Consider the following 15346-nt stretch of genomic DNA (forward strand, 5'->3'; position numbering starts at 1 on the left):
TGCGACAACTCAAGTTACCTCACATCTTGCCGATAAACTGAATGACCTGCCCGGAGTGTTGCGTTATATTTCAATGTATATAACGATATCACTCATGTGGAGAATAAGATGAAGAATCAATACGGTAAAGTGAATAAATGGGTCGCGAGTGCAGCACTGTTAGCGGCATTTTCCAGTTCGGCCATGGCGGCTGACATGACAGTTTTTGCTGCTGCCTCTTTGACCAATGCGCTGCAAGACATTGCGGCACAGTATAAAAAAGAGAAGCAAGTTGATGTCGTGGCTTCTTATGCATCCTCTTCGACTCTGGCACGCCAGATTGAACAGGGCGCACCGGCGGATTTGTTTATTTCTGCTGACCAGCAATGGATGGATTATGTCATTGATAAACAACAAATGGTGGCTAACACCCGCTATACCTTGTTAGGTAATGAGCTGGTTTTGATCGCGCCAAAAGACAGCAAAATTGATAAAGTCGAGATTGATAAAAAAACCGATTGGAAGAAATTGTTAGAGGGCGGCCGCCTGGCTGTCGGCGATCCTGATCATGTTCCTGCTGGGATTTATGCCAAAGAGTCACTGGAGAATTTAGGTGCCTGGTCAACTTTAGCCCCAGAAATGGCGCGGGCCAATAATGTCCGCAGTGCTATGGCACTGGTCGAACGGGCCGAAGCGCCACTGGGTATCGTCTATGGTTCAGATGCTATTGCCAGCGATAAAGTGAAAGTTGTGGGGGTATTCCCGGCAGCGAGTCATAAGCCGGTTGAATACCCAATGGCGATTGTCAAAGGTCATGAAAATCCTACCGTTACAGCTTTTTATGATTACCTGAAAAGCCCAGTAGCGGCAGTTATTTTCGAAAAATATGGATTTACTACACGCTAATGATATTGAGCGAGTATGAGTGGCAGGCCATCATTCTGAGCCTGAAGGTGTCTGGTGTTGCCGTGGTGTTCAGTTTGCCATTAGGTATTTTAATGGCATGGATTTTAGTGCGCTGCCGCTTTCCCGGTAAGTCCTTGTTAGACAGCGTGATTCACTTGCCACTGGTGCTACCGCCAGTGGTGATTGGTTATTTGCTGTTGATAAGCATGGGTCGGCGCGGTTTTATTGGCGAATGGCTCTATAGCTGGTTTGGCATCAATTTCAGTTTCAGTTGGCGCGGTGCGGCGTTGGCCTCGGCGGTGGTCGCTTTCCCGTTGATGGTCAGGGCCATCCGACTGGCGCTGGAAGCGGTCGATACCCGCCTGGAACTGGCTGCACGTACCCTTGGGGCAAATCCGTGGCGGGTGTTTTTCACCATTACACTGCCGCTATCTTTACCGGGCGTCATTGCTGGCACAGTATTGTCTTTTGCCCGTTCACTGGGGGAGTTTGGCGCGACCATCACCTTTGTTTCCAATATCCCCGGCGAAACCCGCACCATTCCATTGGCAATGTACACCTTAATTGAAACACCCGGTGCTGAAGCTGCGGCTGCGCGGCTGTGTATTATCGCCATTATTCTGTCGCTGGTTTCTCTGTTGCTGTCGGAATGGTTGGCTCGTTGGGGTAAAAAACGCATGGGGGCACCATGCTAGAACTGGATTTCACTCAACAATTGGGTGATTTGAATCTGCAAGTTTCCACTAATTTACCGGCGCAAGGGATTACGGCTATTTTTGGTTTGTCGGGAGCCGGCAAAACCTCATTGATCAATGTGATTGGCGGCCTAACCCGCCCGCAGCAAGGCAAAGTTGTGCTCAATGGCCGGGTATTAGTGGATACAGAACAGCGGATTTATCTGCCGCCGGAAAAACGCCGTGTGGGGTATGTCTTTCAGGATGCCCGCTTATTCCCCCATTATCGCGTGATGGGCAATTTGCAATACGGCATGAGCCCGTCCATGCGCGGGCAGTTTGATACCATTGTCGGTTTGCTGGGTATCGAGGCGTTATTAGGCCGCTTCCCACTCACCCTGTCTGGTGGCGAAAAACAGCGGGTGGCCATTGGCCGTGCATTACTGACCGCCCCTGAGCTACTGCTGATGGATGAACCCTTGGCTTCGCTGGATTTGCCGCGTAAACGTGAGCTATTGCCGTATTTGGAGCGCTTGGCGCAAGACGTCAATACGCCGATATTGTATGTCAGCCATAGTATGGATGAGATTTTGCGTCTGGCGGATCAAGTGATGGTGATGGATGCCGGTAAAGTTCGGGCGGTAGGTGGATTGGAGGAAGTGTGGGCCAGTAGCGCACTGCGCCCATGGCTGCAACGGGAAGAGCCGAGCAGCATATTGCGGGTGAGTGTCATTGGTCATCATGACCGCTATGCAATGACGGCATTGGCATTAGGCGACCAGCGGTTGTGGGTCGGCAAGCTGGAGGCGCAAGAGGGCGACTCAATGCGTATCCGGATTAATGCGGCCGATGTTTCATTAGTCTTGCAGCCACCGCAAAACAGCAGTATTCGTAATATCTTGCCGGTAAAAATAGCCGAATGTCTTGAAGTTGATGGGCAGATTGATGTCAAACTGGCCGTTAGCGACCAATGGTTATGGGCCAGAATTACACCATGGGCGCGGGATGAGCTGGGGCTGAAGCCCGGTCAGTGGGTTTACGCACAGATAAAAAGTGTGTCGTTTAATCGCAAAAATTAAGCTCAACATACTGATAATGAAAGAAATAAAAAAGCGCCCATCATCAAGGCGCTTTTTTAGTCTTTAGACTTAATGATTAAGCCAATACATGCTGGCGGATAACGGCGGCAATACCCGGCTGTTCGTTATCGGCAATCACCAAATCAGCCCGTTGTTTGATGGCATCGGCGCTATTGCCCATCGCCACACCCAAACCGGCGGTCTCAAGCATGCTTAAATCATTAAAGTTATCGCCAAAAGCCACCACATCTTTCATGCTCAAACCTTGAGATTCAACCCATTGTTGCAGGCGCATCCCTTTGCTATTACCGGCTTGCGCAATATCCACCTGGTCATGCCACGACCATTCACACGCCAGCCCCATGTCATTTTCTACTTTGTTGGCGAATGCTTTTAATTGCTCAATATCGGCATGGGAAGTTGCAAATTTCCAGATAGCATTGGCGCTATGGGCAGCATCTAATAAGCTCTCGACATGCAGCAGTGTTGGGCGCTGGGCAACCGGCAATGACTCGGCCCAACTCAGGGAACGAACCACATGCCCGCTGGTTTGCTGATAGAGCATAGCGTCATCGACATACATCAACCCGTGGATATCACTTTGTTCCAGCAATTGTAATACCTGAACCGCCTGCTGGGGTTGTAATGGATTGGAATCCAAAACTTTTTTGGCTTTATAATCATAAATATAGGTGCCATTACAGCAAATTGCGGGGGTGTCTAGTGCTAAAGCCTGATAAAACGGGTGAATCGCCACATGATGGCGGCCAGTGACCACCACCACTTTCACACCTTCAGCCCGTGCTTGGGCCAGTGCGGATAAAGATTCTGGCAAAATGCGTTTCTTGCTGTCGAGAAGTGTTCCATCCAGATCCAATGCAATAATACGGTATGTCATGGCAGCCCCGGTTTTATTAAAAAGTATATAAATAATATGTTTGGATAGTATTTTCTGATGGTACACCGGATAGCAGGCTGATTAAACCTGGCTTGGGAGTGGGGGGCATAATCGGTTAAAAATAAGCGGGATAAGTTTTGAGCCGCGCGACGGCGGACTGTTGTATTATCTAGGGTATAAATAATATGTTAATAGCATTGCCCAACAGGTTCGACTAAGGAGTAAAGATGAAGCAAGTGGTTTACGTGGCAAGCCCAGACAGTCAACAGATTCATGTCTGGCAATTAGATTCCTCTGGTGCATTAACTTTACTGCAAACGGTGGAAGTACCGGGCCAGGTGCAGCCGATGACAATCAACCCCAACCAGCGCCATCTGTATGTTGGAGTTCGCCCTGACTTTGGTATTGTTAGCTACAATATTGGCGACGATGGCACCTTGACCGCCGCCGGTATGGCGCCACTGCCGGGCAGCCCAACTCATATTGGTACGGATTTACAAGGCCGTTTCTTGTTCTCTGCTTCTTACAGTTTCAACTGTGTCAGTATCAGCCCCATTGATGAGCATGGTGTGGTACAGGCACCCATTCAGCAGCTTGATGACTTACCTGCGCCGCACTCGGCAAATATTGACCCGACCAATCAAATCCTGTTGGTGCCTTGTCTGAAAGAAGACAAAGTGCGTTTATTTGATTTGAGTGCTGCGGGCAAATTAACACCACACGCACAGGCGAGTGTGACAGTTACCGCTGGCGCTGGCCCGCGTCACATGGCTTTCCACCCTAATCAGCAGGTGGCTTATTGTGTGAATGAGCTGAATAGCTCGGTTGATGTATACCAAATCAGTAATAACGGACAAGAATATAAGATTATTCAAACACTGGATGCCATGCCGGTTGGTTTTAGTGATACCCGTTGGGCAGCTGATATTCATATCACGCCAAATGGCCGTCATTTGTATATTAGTGACCGTACCGCCAGTTTGTTGGGGATTTTCAGTGTTTCTGAAGATGGGCGAGAAATTGCCTTGGTCGGGCATCATCCGACTGAAGCACAGCCGCGCGGTTTCAATATTGACCACAGCGGCCAGTTCTTGATCTCTTCTGGTCAGAAATCTGATCATATTGCCGTGTATCGTATTGACCAGAACAGCGGCGAGCTGACCACGCTAAATCGCTATCCGGTCGGGAAAGGCCCGATGTGGGTCAGTATTTTGGCGAAATAGGCTATTTTACTTGCCATTTTGAATTTGGGCAGTGCTCGTAATCCTCACGTACTTTTTGTACGCTCCGGTTACTGTGCGCTGCCCGCATCCAAACTGACTGCGACAATGACGCCAATAAGGTCATTTTTCTAATTGGCACTGTCCACCGCAGAAGCCACTGCATCAGTCAGTCGAGATAATGCCTCCGACGAAATAATATAAGGCGGCATCAGGTAAATCAGCTTGCCAAAGGGCCGGATCCACACGCCGTGTTTGACAAAGCCGCGTTGTAGGCGGGCGACGTTAACCGGCTGTTTCATTTCCACTACCCCGATGGCCCCTAATACCCGCACATCAGCAACAGCTTTATGCTCTGCTAATGGTGAAAGTGCTTGTTTCAATTGTATTTCTATGGCGGAAACTTGCTGTTGCCAGTGATTTTCAGCCAATAAATTCAAACTAGCCGAGGCCACCGCGCAAGCCAGCGGGTTTGCCATAAATGTCGGCCCATGCATAAAGCACCCGGCATCACCATTACTGATGGTTTCTGCCACTTTACGGGTGGTCAGTGTGGCCGATAAAGTCAAATATCCGCCTGTAAGCGCCTTACCCAGACAGAGAATGTCCGGCACGATTTGTGCGTGTTCACAGGCAAAAAGCTTACCGGTGCGGCCAAAACCGGTGGCGATTTCATCGGCAATTAACAAAATTTTATGCTGATCGCACAATGCTCTCACTTCGCGCAGGTAGCTGGAGTGGTAAATCCGCATCCCGCCCGCGCCTTGCACTATTGGCTCTAAAATCACCGCCGCAATCTCACCAGAGTGTTTTGCTATCATCGCAGCAAAATCCGTGATGTCTTCTGGGTTCCACTCCTCATCAAAGCGGCATTGTGGCGCGGTCGCGAACAGATTTTCAGCTAAATAACCTTGATACAAACTGTGCATGGAATTCTGCGGATCACACACTGACATCGCGCCGAAGGTATCGCCATGATAACCATGGCGTAGGGTCAAAATCCGCTGCCGCCGCTCCCCTTTTGCTTGCCAGTATTGCAATGCCATTTTCAGGGCAACCTCGACCGCCACCGAACCCGAATCGGCCAAAAACACACATTCCAGCGCCGATGGTGTCATGGCGACCAGTTGTTGGCAGAGTTTCACTGCTGGTGGATGGGTGATACCGCCAAACATCACATGCGACATTTTATCCAACTGTTGGTGTGCCGCCTGATTCAGTGCCGGGTGGTTGTATCCATGAATAGCTGCCCACCATGACGACATACCATCAATCAGCCGCCGACCATCAGCCAGTTGTAGCTCAACGCCCTCAGCCGCCACCACTGGATAGCAAGGGAGCGGGTCGGTCATTGAGGTGTAGGGGTGCCAAATATGGCGTTGGTCAAAAGCCAGGTCAGAAGGTGTCATGAGGATCTGTTGTAAACCAAATTGATGCAAGAATGGTTGACAGTATATCGAGTTTATTTACACTGACGACACTTTTTTCTCTTCCTTAGAGAGGCCGTAATGGCAAATTATATTCGCTGGACAGTCGGGCAAGCCCAAGCCCTGTTTGAAAAACCTTTGTTGGATTTATTGTTTGAAGCACAACTTGTTCATCGTCAGCATTTTGATCCGCGCCAGGTTCAGGTCAGTACCTTGTTGTCGATTAAAACCGGTGCTTGCCCGGAAGATTGCAAATATTGCCCACAAAGTTCGCGCTACAAAACCGGGCTGGAAAGTGAGCGATTAATGCAGGTCGAGCAAGTGCTGGAGTCAGCGAAAAAAGCCAAAGCGGCGGGTTCAACGCGTTTCTGTATGGGGGCGGCCTGGAAAAACCCTCATGAACGCGATATGCCTTATCTGGAAAAAATGGTCGAAGGTGTCAAGGCGATGGGCATGGAAACCTGCATGACACTTGGCACCTTGGACAAGCAGCAAGCCCACCGTTTGGCCGATGCCGGGTTGGATTATTACAATCACAATCTGGATACCTCGCCGGAGTTCTATGGCAGTGTCATTACCACCCGCAGTTATCAGGAGCGGCTCGATACCCTAAGCGAAGTGCGTGATGCCGGCATCAAGGTTTGCTCCGGTGGGATTGTCGGGCTGGGGGAGACGGTTCGTGACCGCGCCGGGCTATTAGTGCAACTGGCGAATTTGCCGAAACCGCCGGAAAGTGTGCCGATCAACATGCTGGTCAAAGTGAAAGGCACCCCAATGGAAAATAACGAAGATGTGGATGCTTTCGAATTCATTCGCACTATCGCGATTGCCCGCATCATGATGCCCACCTCCTATGTGCGGCTCTCTGCTGGCCGCGAGCAGATGAATGAACAGACCCAGGCCATGTGCTTTATGGCGGGGGCCAATTCCATTTTCTACGGCTGCAAATTACTCACCACACCGAACCCGGAAGAAGATAAAGATTTACAACTGTTCCGCAAATTGGGGCTGAATCCACAACAGACGGCAACTCATCACGGCGATCGTGAACAGCAGCAAGTCTTGGCCGATCAATTATTACACGGCGACTCATCGCCCGAAGACTCAGTTCAATTTTATAACGCGGCTGTCTGATGAGCTGGCAAGACAAAATAGAGCAGGGTTTGCAGCAACGGCGCGATGCAGCCGCTTATCGCAGTCGCCAAATGAATGACGGCGCTAATGGGCGCTGGTTGCAGACCGGCGCACGGCAATATCTTAACTTTTCCAGTAATGATTATTTGGGATTGAGTCAGGATGCCGCGGTGATTGCGGCCTGGCAGCAAGGGGCGCAGCGCTATGGCGTGGGTAGCGGTGGCTCCGGCCATGTGACGGGCTACAGCTTGCCTCATGCCCAATTGGAACAGCAATTGGCTGACTGGCTGGGTTACCCGCGCGCGTTGTTATTTATCTCCGGTTATGCGGCTAATCAGGCGGTATTGGCGGCGATAACTGCCGCCGATGACCGAATTTTGGCGGATAAACTCAGTCACGCCTCTTTGCTGGAGGCCGCTGCACACTCGCCAGCTCAACTGCGGCGTTTTGCTCATAATCACCCCGATTCCCTGCAAAAACTGCTCAATAAGCCGTGTTCAGGGCAAACTTTGGTGGTGACGGAAGGCGTTTTTAGCATGGATGGCGACAGCGCGCCATTGGCGGCTATACACCAACACACTGCGGCGGCAGGGGGCTGGTTATTAGTGGATGATGCCCACGGTATCGGCGTGCGGGGTGACGCGGGGCGGGGCAGTTGCCAGTTACAAGGGGTGAAACCCGAGCTATTGGTGGTCACTTTTGGCAAGGCGTTTGGGTTAAGCGGCGCGGCAGTATTGTGTCAGGAACCTGTCGCCGAATATTTACTGCAATATGCGCGTCACCTGATTTACAGCACCGCAATGCCGCCAGCACAGGCCTGTGCGTTACAAGCCGCATTGCTGCGTATTCAGCAAGGTGATGATTTACGGCAACAACTTCAGCAACGTATTGTGCAATTTCGTCACGGCGCGGCAGATTTACCGCTGCCATTAGGGGCATCTGAAACCGCCATCCAGCCGCTTTTGGTGGGAGACAATCAGCAGACCCTGATATTAGCGGAACAGCTACGCGCAGCGGGGTTGTGGGTCACGGCTATTCGCCCGCCGACAGTTCCCCCTGGTGGTGCCCGATTGCGCATTACCCTGAGTGCGGCTCATCAAAGTGAAGATATCGACCAGCTGCTGGAGGTGCTATATGGCGTTTGCCACTGAGAATGCACCGCCCGTATGGGGTAAGAAGCGGGCAGTGAATCAGCCGACAGTGAATAAATCAAAAGTGAATAAACCGGCGATTGCCGCAGCTTTTAGTCGGGCGGCTGGCAGCTACGACACCGCCGCCGATTTACAGCGGGAAACCGGCCATACCTTGCTGGCCCTCGGCGCGCAGCATCCGGGGCGAACTGTCTTGGATGCGGGCTGCGGCACCGGGCATTTTTCTCGCCTGTGGCGCGAGCGCGATAAGCAGGTTATTGCATTGGATTTGGCGGCTGGGATGCTGGAGCACGCCCGCCAACACCAGGTTGCCGATGACTATCTTCTTGCTGATATTGAAAATATTCCGCTTTCTGATCAATCAGTTGATATCAGTTTTAGCAACTTAGCGGTGCAGTGGTGCGCTGATTTACCGGTGGCGCTGGCTGAACTGTATCGGGTTACACGCCGTGGGGGAGTCATTCTGTTTTCAACACTGGCGAGTGGCTCGCTTGATGAGTTGGGGCGGGCATGGCAACAGGTTGATGGCAAGCGGCATGTGAATGATTTCCTGCCATTTCAACATATTAGCGCGGCCTGCCAAGATTACCGACACACTCTGACACCGCAGTTATATCAGCAACAATTTCCGAATGTCATTGCGCTTATGCGTTCGCTACAGGGCATTGGTGCCACACATGTGCATCAGGGGCGTGAGGCTGGGTTGAGTGGCCGCCAACGCCTAATGGCCTTAGAGTGCGCTTATAACAGGCAATCCGGTTATTACCCGCTGAGTTACCATTTAGTTTATGGGGTTATTTATCGTGACTAAACGTTGGTTTATCACCGGCACAGATACTGATGTCGGAAAGACAGTTGCCAGCTGTGCATTATTACAAGCTGCTGCACTTGAGGGATATCGCACTGCCGGTTATAAACCGGTGGCCTCGGGCAGCCAGATGACGGCTGATGGTTTGCGTAACAGTGATGCGCTGGCATTACAGGCCAACAGCACTCAAGTATTGTCTTATGCACAGGTGAACCCGCTGACATTGCTGGAGGCGACCTCGCCACATATTGCCAGTGTAAGTGAAGGGCAAGAGATTCATTTGTCTGTGTTATCTGAAGGGTTGCGCCAGCTTGAGCAATCCGCTGACTGGATACTGGTCGAGGGGGCGGGTGGCTGGTTTACGCCACTTTCTTCACAAGCCACTTTTGCTGATTGGGTGCAACAAGAACGATTGCCGGTGATTATGGTTGTTGGGATAAAATTGGGGTGCATTAATCATGCATTGTTGACCGCTTTGGCTATTAAGCAGGCGGGGCTGAGTCTGGTGGGCTGGGTCGCTAATGAAGTGATCCCAGCGGGGCGGCGACAAACTGAATACATGGCAACACTGACACAGATGATCAGCGCCCCCTTATTGGGCGTGATTCCTCATTTGGATGATCTGGCTGATAATCCTGCGACGACGCGCTCTGATCTGGGTGACTATCTGGATTTAAGTTTGCTGGCTGTGGCGCGGTAAATACGCATTTTTAGTTAGTTGGTATTGAAAAGGGCTAATACCGGTTATTAGCCCACTTTTTCTTTTGGCACCAATATGCTGCTGACGGAGCTTGCCTGCGCCATATCAACGGGCTAAATGCTCAATAATCATATTTTCATCCAACTGATCTAATGTCCCTTGTGCCACATTTCTGCCGTCCGCCATCAGACAGAATCTATCCGCAACATGTTGAATAAACGGCAATCTATGCTCGACTAACAATACTGTCATGCCAAAGCTGCTGCTGAGTTGGTGCAATATATTACCGATTTCTTCACGTAATGGCGGCAATACACCACTGCCCGGCTCATCAAGGATAAGCAACTCCGGTTCGGTCACCAGTGCACGAGCAATAGCCAACTGCTGCTGCTGATTGCGGCTCAGTTCGCCACCCCGCAGACTGCGTTTGTCATATAGCTGGGGAAACAACTCAAAAACCCAGCCCGGAATATGGCGCGATGGATGGCGGCCAGCCAACACGGCTATCAACATATTCTCCTCGACACTCATTTGGGAAAATATCTGTTGCCCTTGAGGAACATAGCCGATACCCAGCGCGGTGCGCTCCTCGACAGGATGCTGTAGCAAATTCTGTGGTGGTTCATGGTTAGGCTGCCAGGTCATGGTGCCACTTTTAATTGGCAGATGGCCCATGATGCAATTAATTAACGTGGTTTTCCCTACGCCGTTGCGGCCAATTAGGCAGGTACATTGGCCGCGAGGAATCTCCAGATTGATATCCCAAAGGATATGATTCTGCCCATAGTATTGATTTACAGCGGTTAAACTCAGCATCAGTGCTTCTCCTTAGTCAGTCTCAGTTGTTCACAGGTATCCCGGTGTTCTGTAACGGCTAGTGAGGATTAACCAGCAAATCTGCATACTGGGTAGCGGCAGCACAGCATAAAAACCATCTTTTTGACGAGTGGTTGTGAGTATCTCTCTATCAAGATCAAGCAACTCTTGGGCCAAGTTGCGCTGAAGCGAGCTAAAATATGTATGTTAATGGGCTGTAAATAGTTTTGGCGCGCGAAGATATACTCAAATAGCCCAAACCGTGGGAGGGATCGGAGGGGAGTGGCATTTTTTTGCACTTAAGCAGTGCTATCAAGCATAACATGGTGCAAAAAATATAGTCACGCAGGTGATTGTTAAGTTTGTACACGTAGGATGCTGAAATTATAGAATTAGCAAATAGATTTATTAGCACTAATTGAAATATGCGGTGAAATAAATATGTAAAAAAAACACTAAAAAAGCCAGTTTGTCACAATTAAATCGCTAAGCTTTGCTTTTCGCCAACACGCGGCCCTTATGGGCTTGAATGAGTTATCCACCATTCCTGTGGATAACCTTGTGCATTAGCCATAGAAAACTGATGGCAAGCGAGAGCGGACGCGGCTTACGCTCATGTTGTCCGGATTCTCGGCTTTTTTGTAATTTATTTAAATTTCAATTAGTTAATTAAAATCAAGCACTCAAAAATATAGTTCATACATATGGATGAACTTTAATCAATTGACTATCAATAATGTATTTATGTGAACGGCTGGGGATAAAATACGTTTAGGGTGCAAATGTTAGCAACATGTCACTGTAACAATGCAAAGGATATCGCATTGAGAGCTATTTCGGCATTTTGCTGCTTGAAGCTGGTTTTATATCCAGTATCATAGCAGTGGAAAAAATCTATGGGGCTTTCATAATTAGCCTCCTGACAGTGTGTATTTCTCCGGCGGGTAGCAAATTCATGAGTAAATTATTCAAACTACATTCTGAGTTTAAGCCAGCGGGTGATCAGCCTGAGGCCATCCGTAAACTGGAGGAGGGGCTGGAAAATGGTCTGGCCCATCAGACGCTGTTGGGGGTGACGGGGTCGGGCAAAACCTTTACGGTTGCCAATGTTATTGCTGATTTGAATCGGCCCACTATGGTATTAGCGCCCAACAAAACCTTGGCGGCACAGCTTTATGGCGAGATGAAAGAGTTTTTCCCCGATAATGCGGTGGAATATTTCGTCTCCTACTATGACTATTATCAGCCCGAAGCCTATGTCCCAAGCTCTGATACCTTTATTGAGAAAGATGCCTCGGTAAACGAGCATATTGAGCAAATGCGGCTGTCAGCGACTAAAGCCCTGCTGGAGCGACGCGATGTGGTGGTGGTGGCCTCGGTCTCCGCCATTTATGGTTTGGGTGATCCCGACTTATACCTGAAAATGATGCTGCATCTAACCAAGGGCATGATAATTGATCAGCGCGCAATTTTACGGCGCTTGTCAGAATTGCAATATAGCCGCAATGACCAAGTGTTTCAGCGCGGCACTTTCCGGGTGCGTGGCGAGGTTATCGACATCTTCCCAGCGGAATCTGATGAGTGGGCGGTGCGGGTTGAATTATTTGATGAAGAAGTTGAGCGACTGTCCATTTTTGATCCGCTCACCGGCCAACTACAGCATGAAGTTCCCCGTTTTACTGTCTATCCTAAAACGCACTACGTTACCCCGAGGGAGCGTATTTTACAGGCGATGGAAGACATCAAAATTGAGCTAGCTGAGCGGCGTCAGGTGTTATTAGCCAACAATAAATTGGTTGAAGAACAGCGGATTACACAGCGAACTCAGTTTGATCTCGAAATGATGAATGAACTGGGCTACTGCTCCGGCATTGAAAACTATTCTCGCTATCTTTCTGGTCGTGGCCCAGGTGAAGCGCCGCCAACCCTCTTTGATTACCTCCCGGCGGATGGTTTGCTGATTGTGGATGAATCCCACGTTACCATCCCGCAAATCGGCGGCATGTACAAAGGTGACCGTTCGCGGAAAGAAACCTTGGTGGAATATGGCTTCCGGCTGCCATCGGCACTGGATAACCGCCCAATGCGCTTTGAAGAGTTTGAGGCGCTGGCGCCGCAAACCATTTATGTCTCTGCCACTCCCGGTAAATACGAACTGGAGAAATCCGGTGGAGATATTATTGAACAGGTGGTGCGCCCAACCGGCTTGCTCGATCCATTGATTGAAGTGCGCCCGGTGGCAACACAAGTGGATGATTTGCTGTCAGAGATCCGCATCCGCGCGGCGATTAATGAGCGGGTACTGGTGACCACGCTGACTAAGCGGATGGCCGAAGACTTAACGGAGTATCTGGTAGAACATGGTGCGCGGGTGCGTTACTTGCATTCGGATATTGACACCGTTGAGCGCGTAGAGATTATTCGCGATTTGCGTCTGGGCGAGTTTGATGTGCTGGTGGGGATCAACTTACTGCGAGAAGGGCTGGATATGCCGGAGGTTTCTCTTGTCGCTATCCTTGATGCTGATAAAGAGGGGTTCCTGCGCTCCGAGCGCTCCTTAATCCAGACCATTGGCCGTGCAGCACGTAACCTCAATGGTAAAGCAATTCTTTATGGTGACAGAATTACGGCCTCGATGGAGAAAGCCATTGGTGAAACGCAGCGCCGCCGGGCTAAGCAGCAAACTTACAATGAAGAGCGCGGCATTATTCCACAGGGGCTTAACAAGAAAGTCGGCGATATTTTGCAATTGGGCCAACCTTCACTGCGCGGTAAAGGGAAAGGGCGGGGCGGTAAAGTGGCTGACATCCATGATTACCAATCTCTGGCACCGAAAGCGCTTGACCAAAAAATCCGAGAGTTGGAAGCGAAAATGTACACACACGCGCAAAATCTGGAGTTCGAACAGGCGGCAGAATTACGCGATCAAGTACACCAGTTGCGCCAGCAATTCATCGCTATATCTTAATATCTTGCGGCATACCTCGATTCCTCGTAAGGTGTGCCGCTAAATTTAGGGTTAATAGATAAATAAACAGGGCAAATGATGAGCGACCATGTATCAAAAGATCCGTTACACGGCATTACCCTTGAACAACTGTTGACCAAACTGGTCGAGCACTATGGCTGGGAAGAGTTAGCACACCGCATTCGGATCAACTGTTTCATCAGCTCACCGAGTATTAAATCTAGTTTGAAGTTTTTGCGGCGAACTCCGTGGGCGCGCACTAAAGTGGAAGAGCTATATATCCACATGAATGATACTGCGGCTTTGGAAGAAAAATTTCGTCACTCACAGGACTAGCCCACTGACACAGAATTAGCCCCACCCAATTGCTGTAAGGTGGTTTCTAGTGCTTGGCGCAGTAGCTCCCGATCATGGCGATAAGGGATATCTTTGGCTTCCAAGGGCTGTTGTACAATGATTCTGTCCCTAACACCATTGATATCAATGCGTGGGCTGACAATTGCGGCATCAATGATTTTTCTGCCAATCTTACTTTCCATTATTGTCAGCTTTTCGTGCAAAGACAACTCAGCGGCGGCAACACTTAGCTCGCGCCCCAGGTTGCCAATATAAATCATACTGGCAGAGCTGCGCCGTAGAGCTTGAGTGAGGTCATCGAGCAATAACAGTGGCATTAAGCTCGTCAAAAAACTGCCCGGCCCGATTAAGATAACATCCGCCTGGCTGATAGCTTCAATTGCTTCCTTCGTCGCATGGACATGGGGTGATAGCAGCAAATCTTTCGGCATATGTGCAAGTTGGTCAATGTTGACTTCACCGTAAATCGGGTGCCCTTCAGCATCGATGGCCATCAAGTCGACGGGCTGTTCTGACATTGGGATCAACCAGGCATCGATTTTCAGCAAGCTACGCACCAGATTAATGGCTTCAAGAGGGCGGATACTAAGATGGTCCAGCGATTTGAGCATTAAATTGCCCAGATTATGGCCCGCTAGCTCACCATTGCCAGTAAAACGGTATTCGAACATTGCGGAAGCTACACTGGGTTCAGTGATCAATTGATTCAGGCAATTACGAGTATCCCCCCAGGCAATTCCACCCTCGGATCGGCGTATGCGGCCGGTCGAACCCCCATTATCAGTGGTGGTAACAATACCGGTCAGGCGTGAACCTAAAGAAGAAAGAGCTGACATCACCCGCCCCAGCCCATGGCCTCCACCTAATGCAACTACCCGGTCGAGATCCGCTAATGTGCGATTTCGCATATTTTTCCTGCCTAAATATTGTAATAAGCATAGCTAATGGGGAAATTGCTGCATAAGTTAACGGATTTGCTGCCAAAACGCGATAAAAGCCATGGTTTTCGTGATTTTAAACAAAGTATTAGCTTCGGAATAAAATAAGCTCAATAACCTTGGGTTTTGTATTGTAAGTCGTTGTATATAAAAATATATAACGTAAAACAGCGATTGGCTATCTTGCCGTTTTAGCGTTAGAATCTGTAAAGAAAGTAAGGTTTTTAGCCGCTAGCCGCTGTAACGAATTTTGCTTTTTAACCATGGTTCAGTTAGCTGTGAGCAAGCAGC

The 15346-nt window shown here is 49.7% G+C and carries 14 protein-coding genes; 10 read left to right on the top strand and 4 right to left on the bottom strand.

The genetic code is table 11. From position 1 onward, the window contains the following. Window positions 1-108: 108 nt before the first annotated feature. The 3 genes from modA to modC are packed head-to-tail and all read left to right on the top strand — an operon-like array spanning window position 109 to window position 2638. Complete coding sequence (modA, locus tag OP863_RS06810) at window positions 109-885, top strand: molybdate ABC transporter substrate-binding protein (protein ID WP_145589168.1); 777 nt, start codon at window positions 109-111, stop codon at window positions 883-885. After that, the gene (gene modB / locus OP863_RS06815) at window positions 885-1580 is read left to right on the top strand and encodes a molybdate ABC transporter permease subunit (RefSeq protein WP_038634579.1); all 696 of its coding nucleotides are present in this window, start codon (window positions 885-887) and stop codon (window positions 1578-1580) included. Before modA ends, modB begins: the two co-directional genes overlap by 1 nt. Continuing rightward, window positions 1574-2638: a molybdenum ABC transporter ATP-binding protein ModC gene (gene modC, locus OP863_RS06820; RefSeq protein WP_265526008.1), complete on the top strand. Its 1065-nt coding sequence runs from the start codon at window positions 1574-1576 to the stop codon at window positions 2636-2638. The genes modB and modC overlap by 7 nt, the downstream gene beginning before the upstream one ends. Window positions 2639-2714: 76 nt before the next feature. Here modC and OP863_RS06825 read toward each other — a convergent pair whose 3' ends face one another. Then, window positions 2715-3536, bottom strand: coding sequence for a pyridoxal phosphatase (locus OP863_RS06825; RefSeq protein ID WP_038634576.1), 822 nt, complete (start codon window positions 3534-3536; stop codon window positions 2715-2717). A gap of 227 nt (window positions 3537-3763) precedes the next feature. Here OP863_RS06825 and pgl point away from each other — a divergent pair, with 227 nt between their 5' ends. Beyond that, window positions 3764-4759 (top strand): 6-phosphogluconolactonase, encoded by a 996-nt coding sequence (gene pgl, locus OP863_RS06830; RefSeq protein WP_038634574.1) that lies wholly within the window; start codon window positions 3764-3766, stop codon window positions 4757-4759. Between the two features lie 128 nt (window positions 4760-4887). On the opposite strand, the gene bioA is transcribed toward pgl, so the two are convergent. Beyond that, the gene (gene bioA, locus OP863_RS06835; RefSeq protein ID WP_265526009.1) at window positions 4888-6165 is read right to left on the bottom strand and encodes an adenosylmethionine--8-amino-7-oxononanoate transaminase; all 1278 of its coding nucleotides are present in this window, start codon (window positions 6163-6165) and stop codon (window positions 4888-4890) included. A 99-nt stretch (window positions 6166-6264) separates the two neighbouring features. On the opposite strand from bioA, the gene bioB reads away from it, so the two are divergent. From bioB to bioD, 4 genes are read left to right on the top strand one after another with little or no spacing between them, the layout of a single operon-like run. Then, window positions 6265-7317, top strand: coding sequence for a biotin synthase BioB (bioB, locus tag OP863_RS06840; RefSeq protein ID WP_145591964.1), 1053 nt, complete (start codon window positions 6265-6267; stop codon window positions 7315-7317). Continuing rightward, window positions 7317-8468: an 8-amino-7-oxononanoate synthase gene (gene bioF / locus OP863_RS06845; RefSeq protein WP_265526010.1), complete on the top strand. Its 1152-nt coding sequence runs from the start codon at window positions 7317-7319 to the stop codon at window positions 8466-8468. The genes bioB and bioF overlap by 1 nt, the downstream gene beginning before the upstream one ends. Next, window positions 8452-9279, top strand: a complete 828-nt coding sequence (bioC, locus tag OP863_RS06850; protein ID WP_265526011.1) for a malonyl-ACP O-methyltransferase BioC — start codon at window positions 8452-8454, stop codon at window positions 9277-9279. The genes bioF and bioC overlap by 17 nt, the downstream gene beginning before the upstream one ends. Beyond that, window positions 9272-9976 carry a dethiobiotin synthase gene (bioD, locus tag OP863_RS06855; protein WP_145589172.1) on the top strand — a complete coding sequence of 235 codons (705 nt, stop codon included), beginning with the start codon at window positions 9272-9274 and terminating at the stop codon, window positions 9974-9976. The genes bioC and bioD overlap by 8 nt, the downstream gene beginning before the upstream one ends. A 105-nt stretch (window positions 9977-10081) precedes the next feature. Here bioD and OP863_RS06860 read toward each other — a convergent pair whose 3' ends face one another. Further along, the gene (locus OP863_RS06860) at window positions 10082-10792 is read right to left on the bottom strand and encodes an ABC transporter ATP-binding protein (RefSeq protein ID WP_145589173.1); all 711 of its coding nucleotides are present in this window, start codon (window positions 10790-10792) and stop codon (window positions 10082-10084) included. Window positions 10793-11747: 955 nt separating this feature from the next. On the opposite strand from OP863_RS06860, the gene uvrB reads away from it, so the two are divergent. Beyond that, window positions 11748-13760: an excinuclease ABC subunit UvrB gene (gene uvrB / locus OP863_RS06865; RefSeq protein ID WP_145589174.1), complete on the top strand. Its 2013-nt coding sequence runs from the start codon at window positions 11748-11750 to the stop codon at window positions 13758-13760. 78 nt (window positions 13761-13838) lie between these two features. Further along, window positions 13839-14096 carry a VF530 family DNA-binding protein gene (locus OP863_RS06870; protein WP_038634553.1) on the top strand — a complete coding sequence of 86 codons (258 nt, stop codon included), beginning with the start codon at window positions 13839-13841 and terminating at the stop codon, window positions 14094-14096. Here OP863_RS06870 and yvcK read toward each other — a convergent pair. Further along, window positions 14093-15025, bottom strand: a complete 933-nt coding sequence (gene yvcK / locus OP863_RS06875; RefSeq protein ID WP_038634551.1) for a uridine diphosphate-N-acetylglucosamine-binding protein YvcK — start codon at window positions 15023-15025, stop codon at window positions 14093-14095. The genes OP863_RS06870 and yvcK overlap by 4 nt on opposite strands. Window positions 15026-15346 lie beyond the last annotated feature (321 nt).

The organism is Yersinia sp. SCPM-O-B-9106 (C-191) (genome assembly GCF_026183365.1).
Classification (GTDB): domain Bacteria; phylum Pseudomonadota; class Gammaproteobacteria; order Enterobacterales; family Enterobacteriaceae; genus Yersinia; species Yersinia rochesterensis.

Excerpts from the sequence above, each read along its gene's own strand:
- modA (WP_145589168.1), top strand. The coding sequence starts at position 109 with ATGAAGAATCAATACGGTAAAGTGAATAAATGGGTCGCGAGTGCAGCA.
- modB (WP_038634579.1), top strand. The coding sequence starts at position 885 with ATGATATTGAGCGAGTATGAGTGGCAGGCCATCATTCTGAGCCTGAAG.
- modC (WP_265526008.1), top strand. The coding sequence starts at position 1,574 with ATGCTAGAACTGGATTTCACTCAACAATTGGGTGATTTGAATCTGCAA.
- OP863_RS06825 (WP_038634576.1), bottom strand. The coding sequence starts at position 3,536 with ATGACATACCGTATTATTGCATTGGATCTGGATGGAACACTTCTCGAC.
- pgl (WP_038634574.1), top strand. The coding sequence starts at position 3,764 with ATGAAGCAAGTGGTTTACGTGGCAAGCCCAGACAGTCAACAGATTCAT.
- bioA (WP_265526009.1), bottom strand. The coding sequence starts at position 6,165 with ATGACACCTTCTGACCTGGCTTTTGACCAACGCCATATTTGGCACCCC.
- bioB (WP_145591964.1), top strand. The coding sequence starts at position 6,265 with ATGGCAAATTATATTCGCTGGACAGTCGGGCAAGCCCAAGCCCTGTTT.
- bioF (WP_265526010.1), top strand. The coding sequence starts at position 7,317 with ATGAGCTGGCAAGACAAAATAGAGCAGGGTTTGCAGCAACGGCGCGAT.
- bioC (WP_265526011.1), top strand. The coding sequence starts at position 8,452 with ATGGCGTTTGCCACTGAGAATGCACCGCCCGTATGGGGTAAGAAGCGG.
- OP863_RS06860 (WP_145589173.1), bottom strand. The coding sequence starts at position 10,792 with ATGCTGAGTTTAACCGCTGTAAATCAATACTATGGGCAGAATCATATC.
- uvrB (WP_145589174.1), top strand. The coding sequence starts at position 11,748 with ATGAGTAAATTATTCAAACTACATTCTGAGTTTAAGCCAGCGGGTGAT.
- OP863_RS06870 (WP_038634553.1), top strand. The coding sequence starts at position 13,839 with ATGAGCGACCATGTATCAAAAGATCCGTTACACGGCATTACCCTTGAA.
- yvcK (WP_038634551.1), bottom strand. The coding sequence starts at position 15,025 with ATGCGAAATCGCACATTAGCGGATCTCGACCGGGTAGTTGCATTAGGT.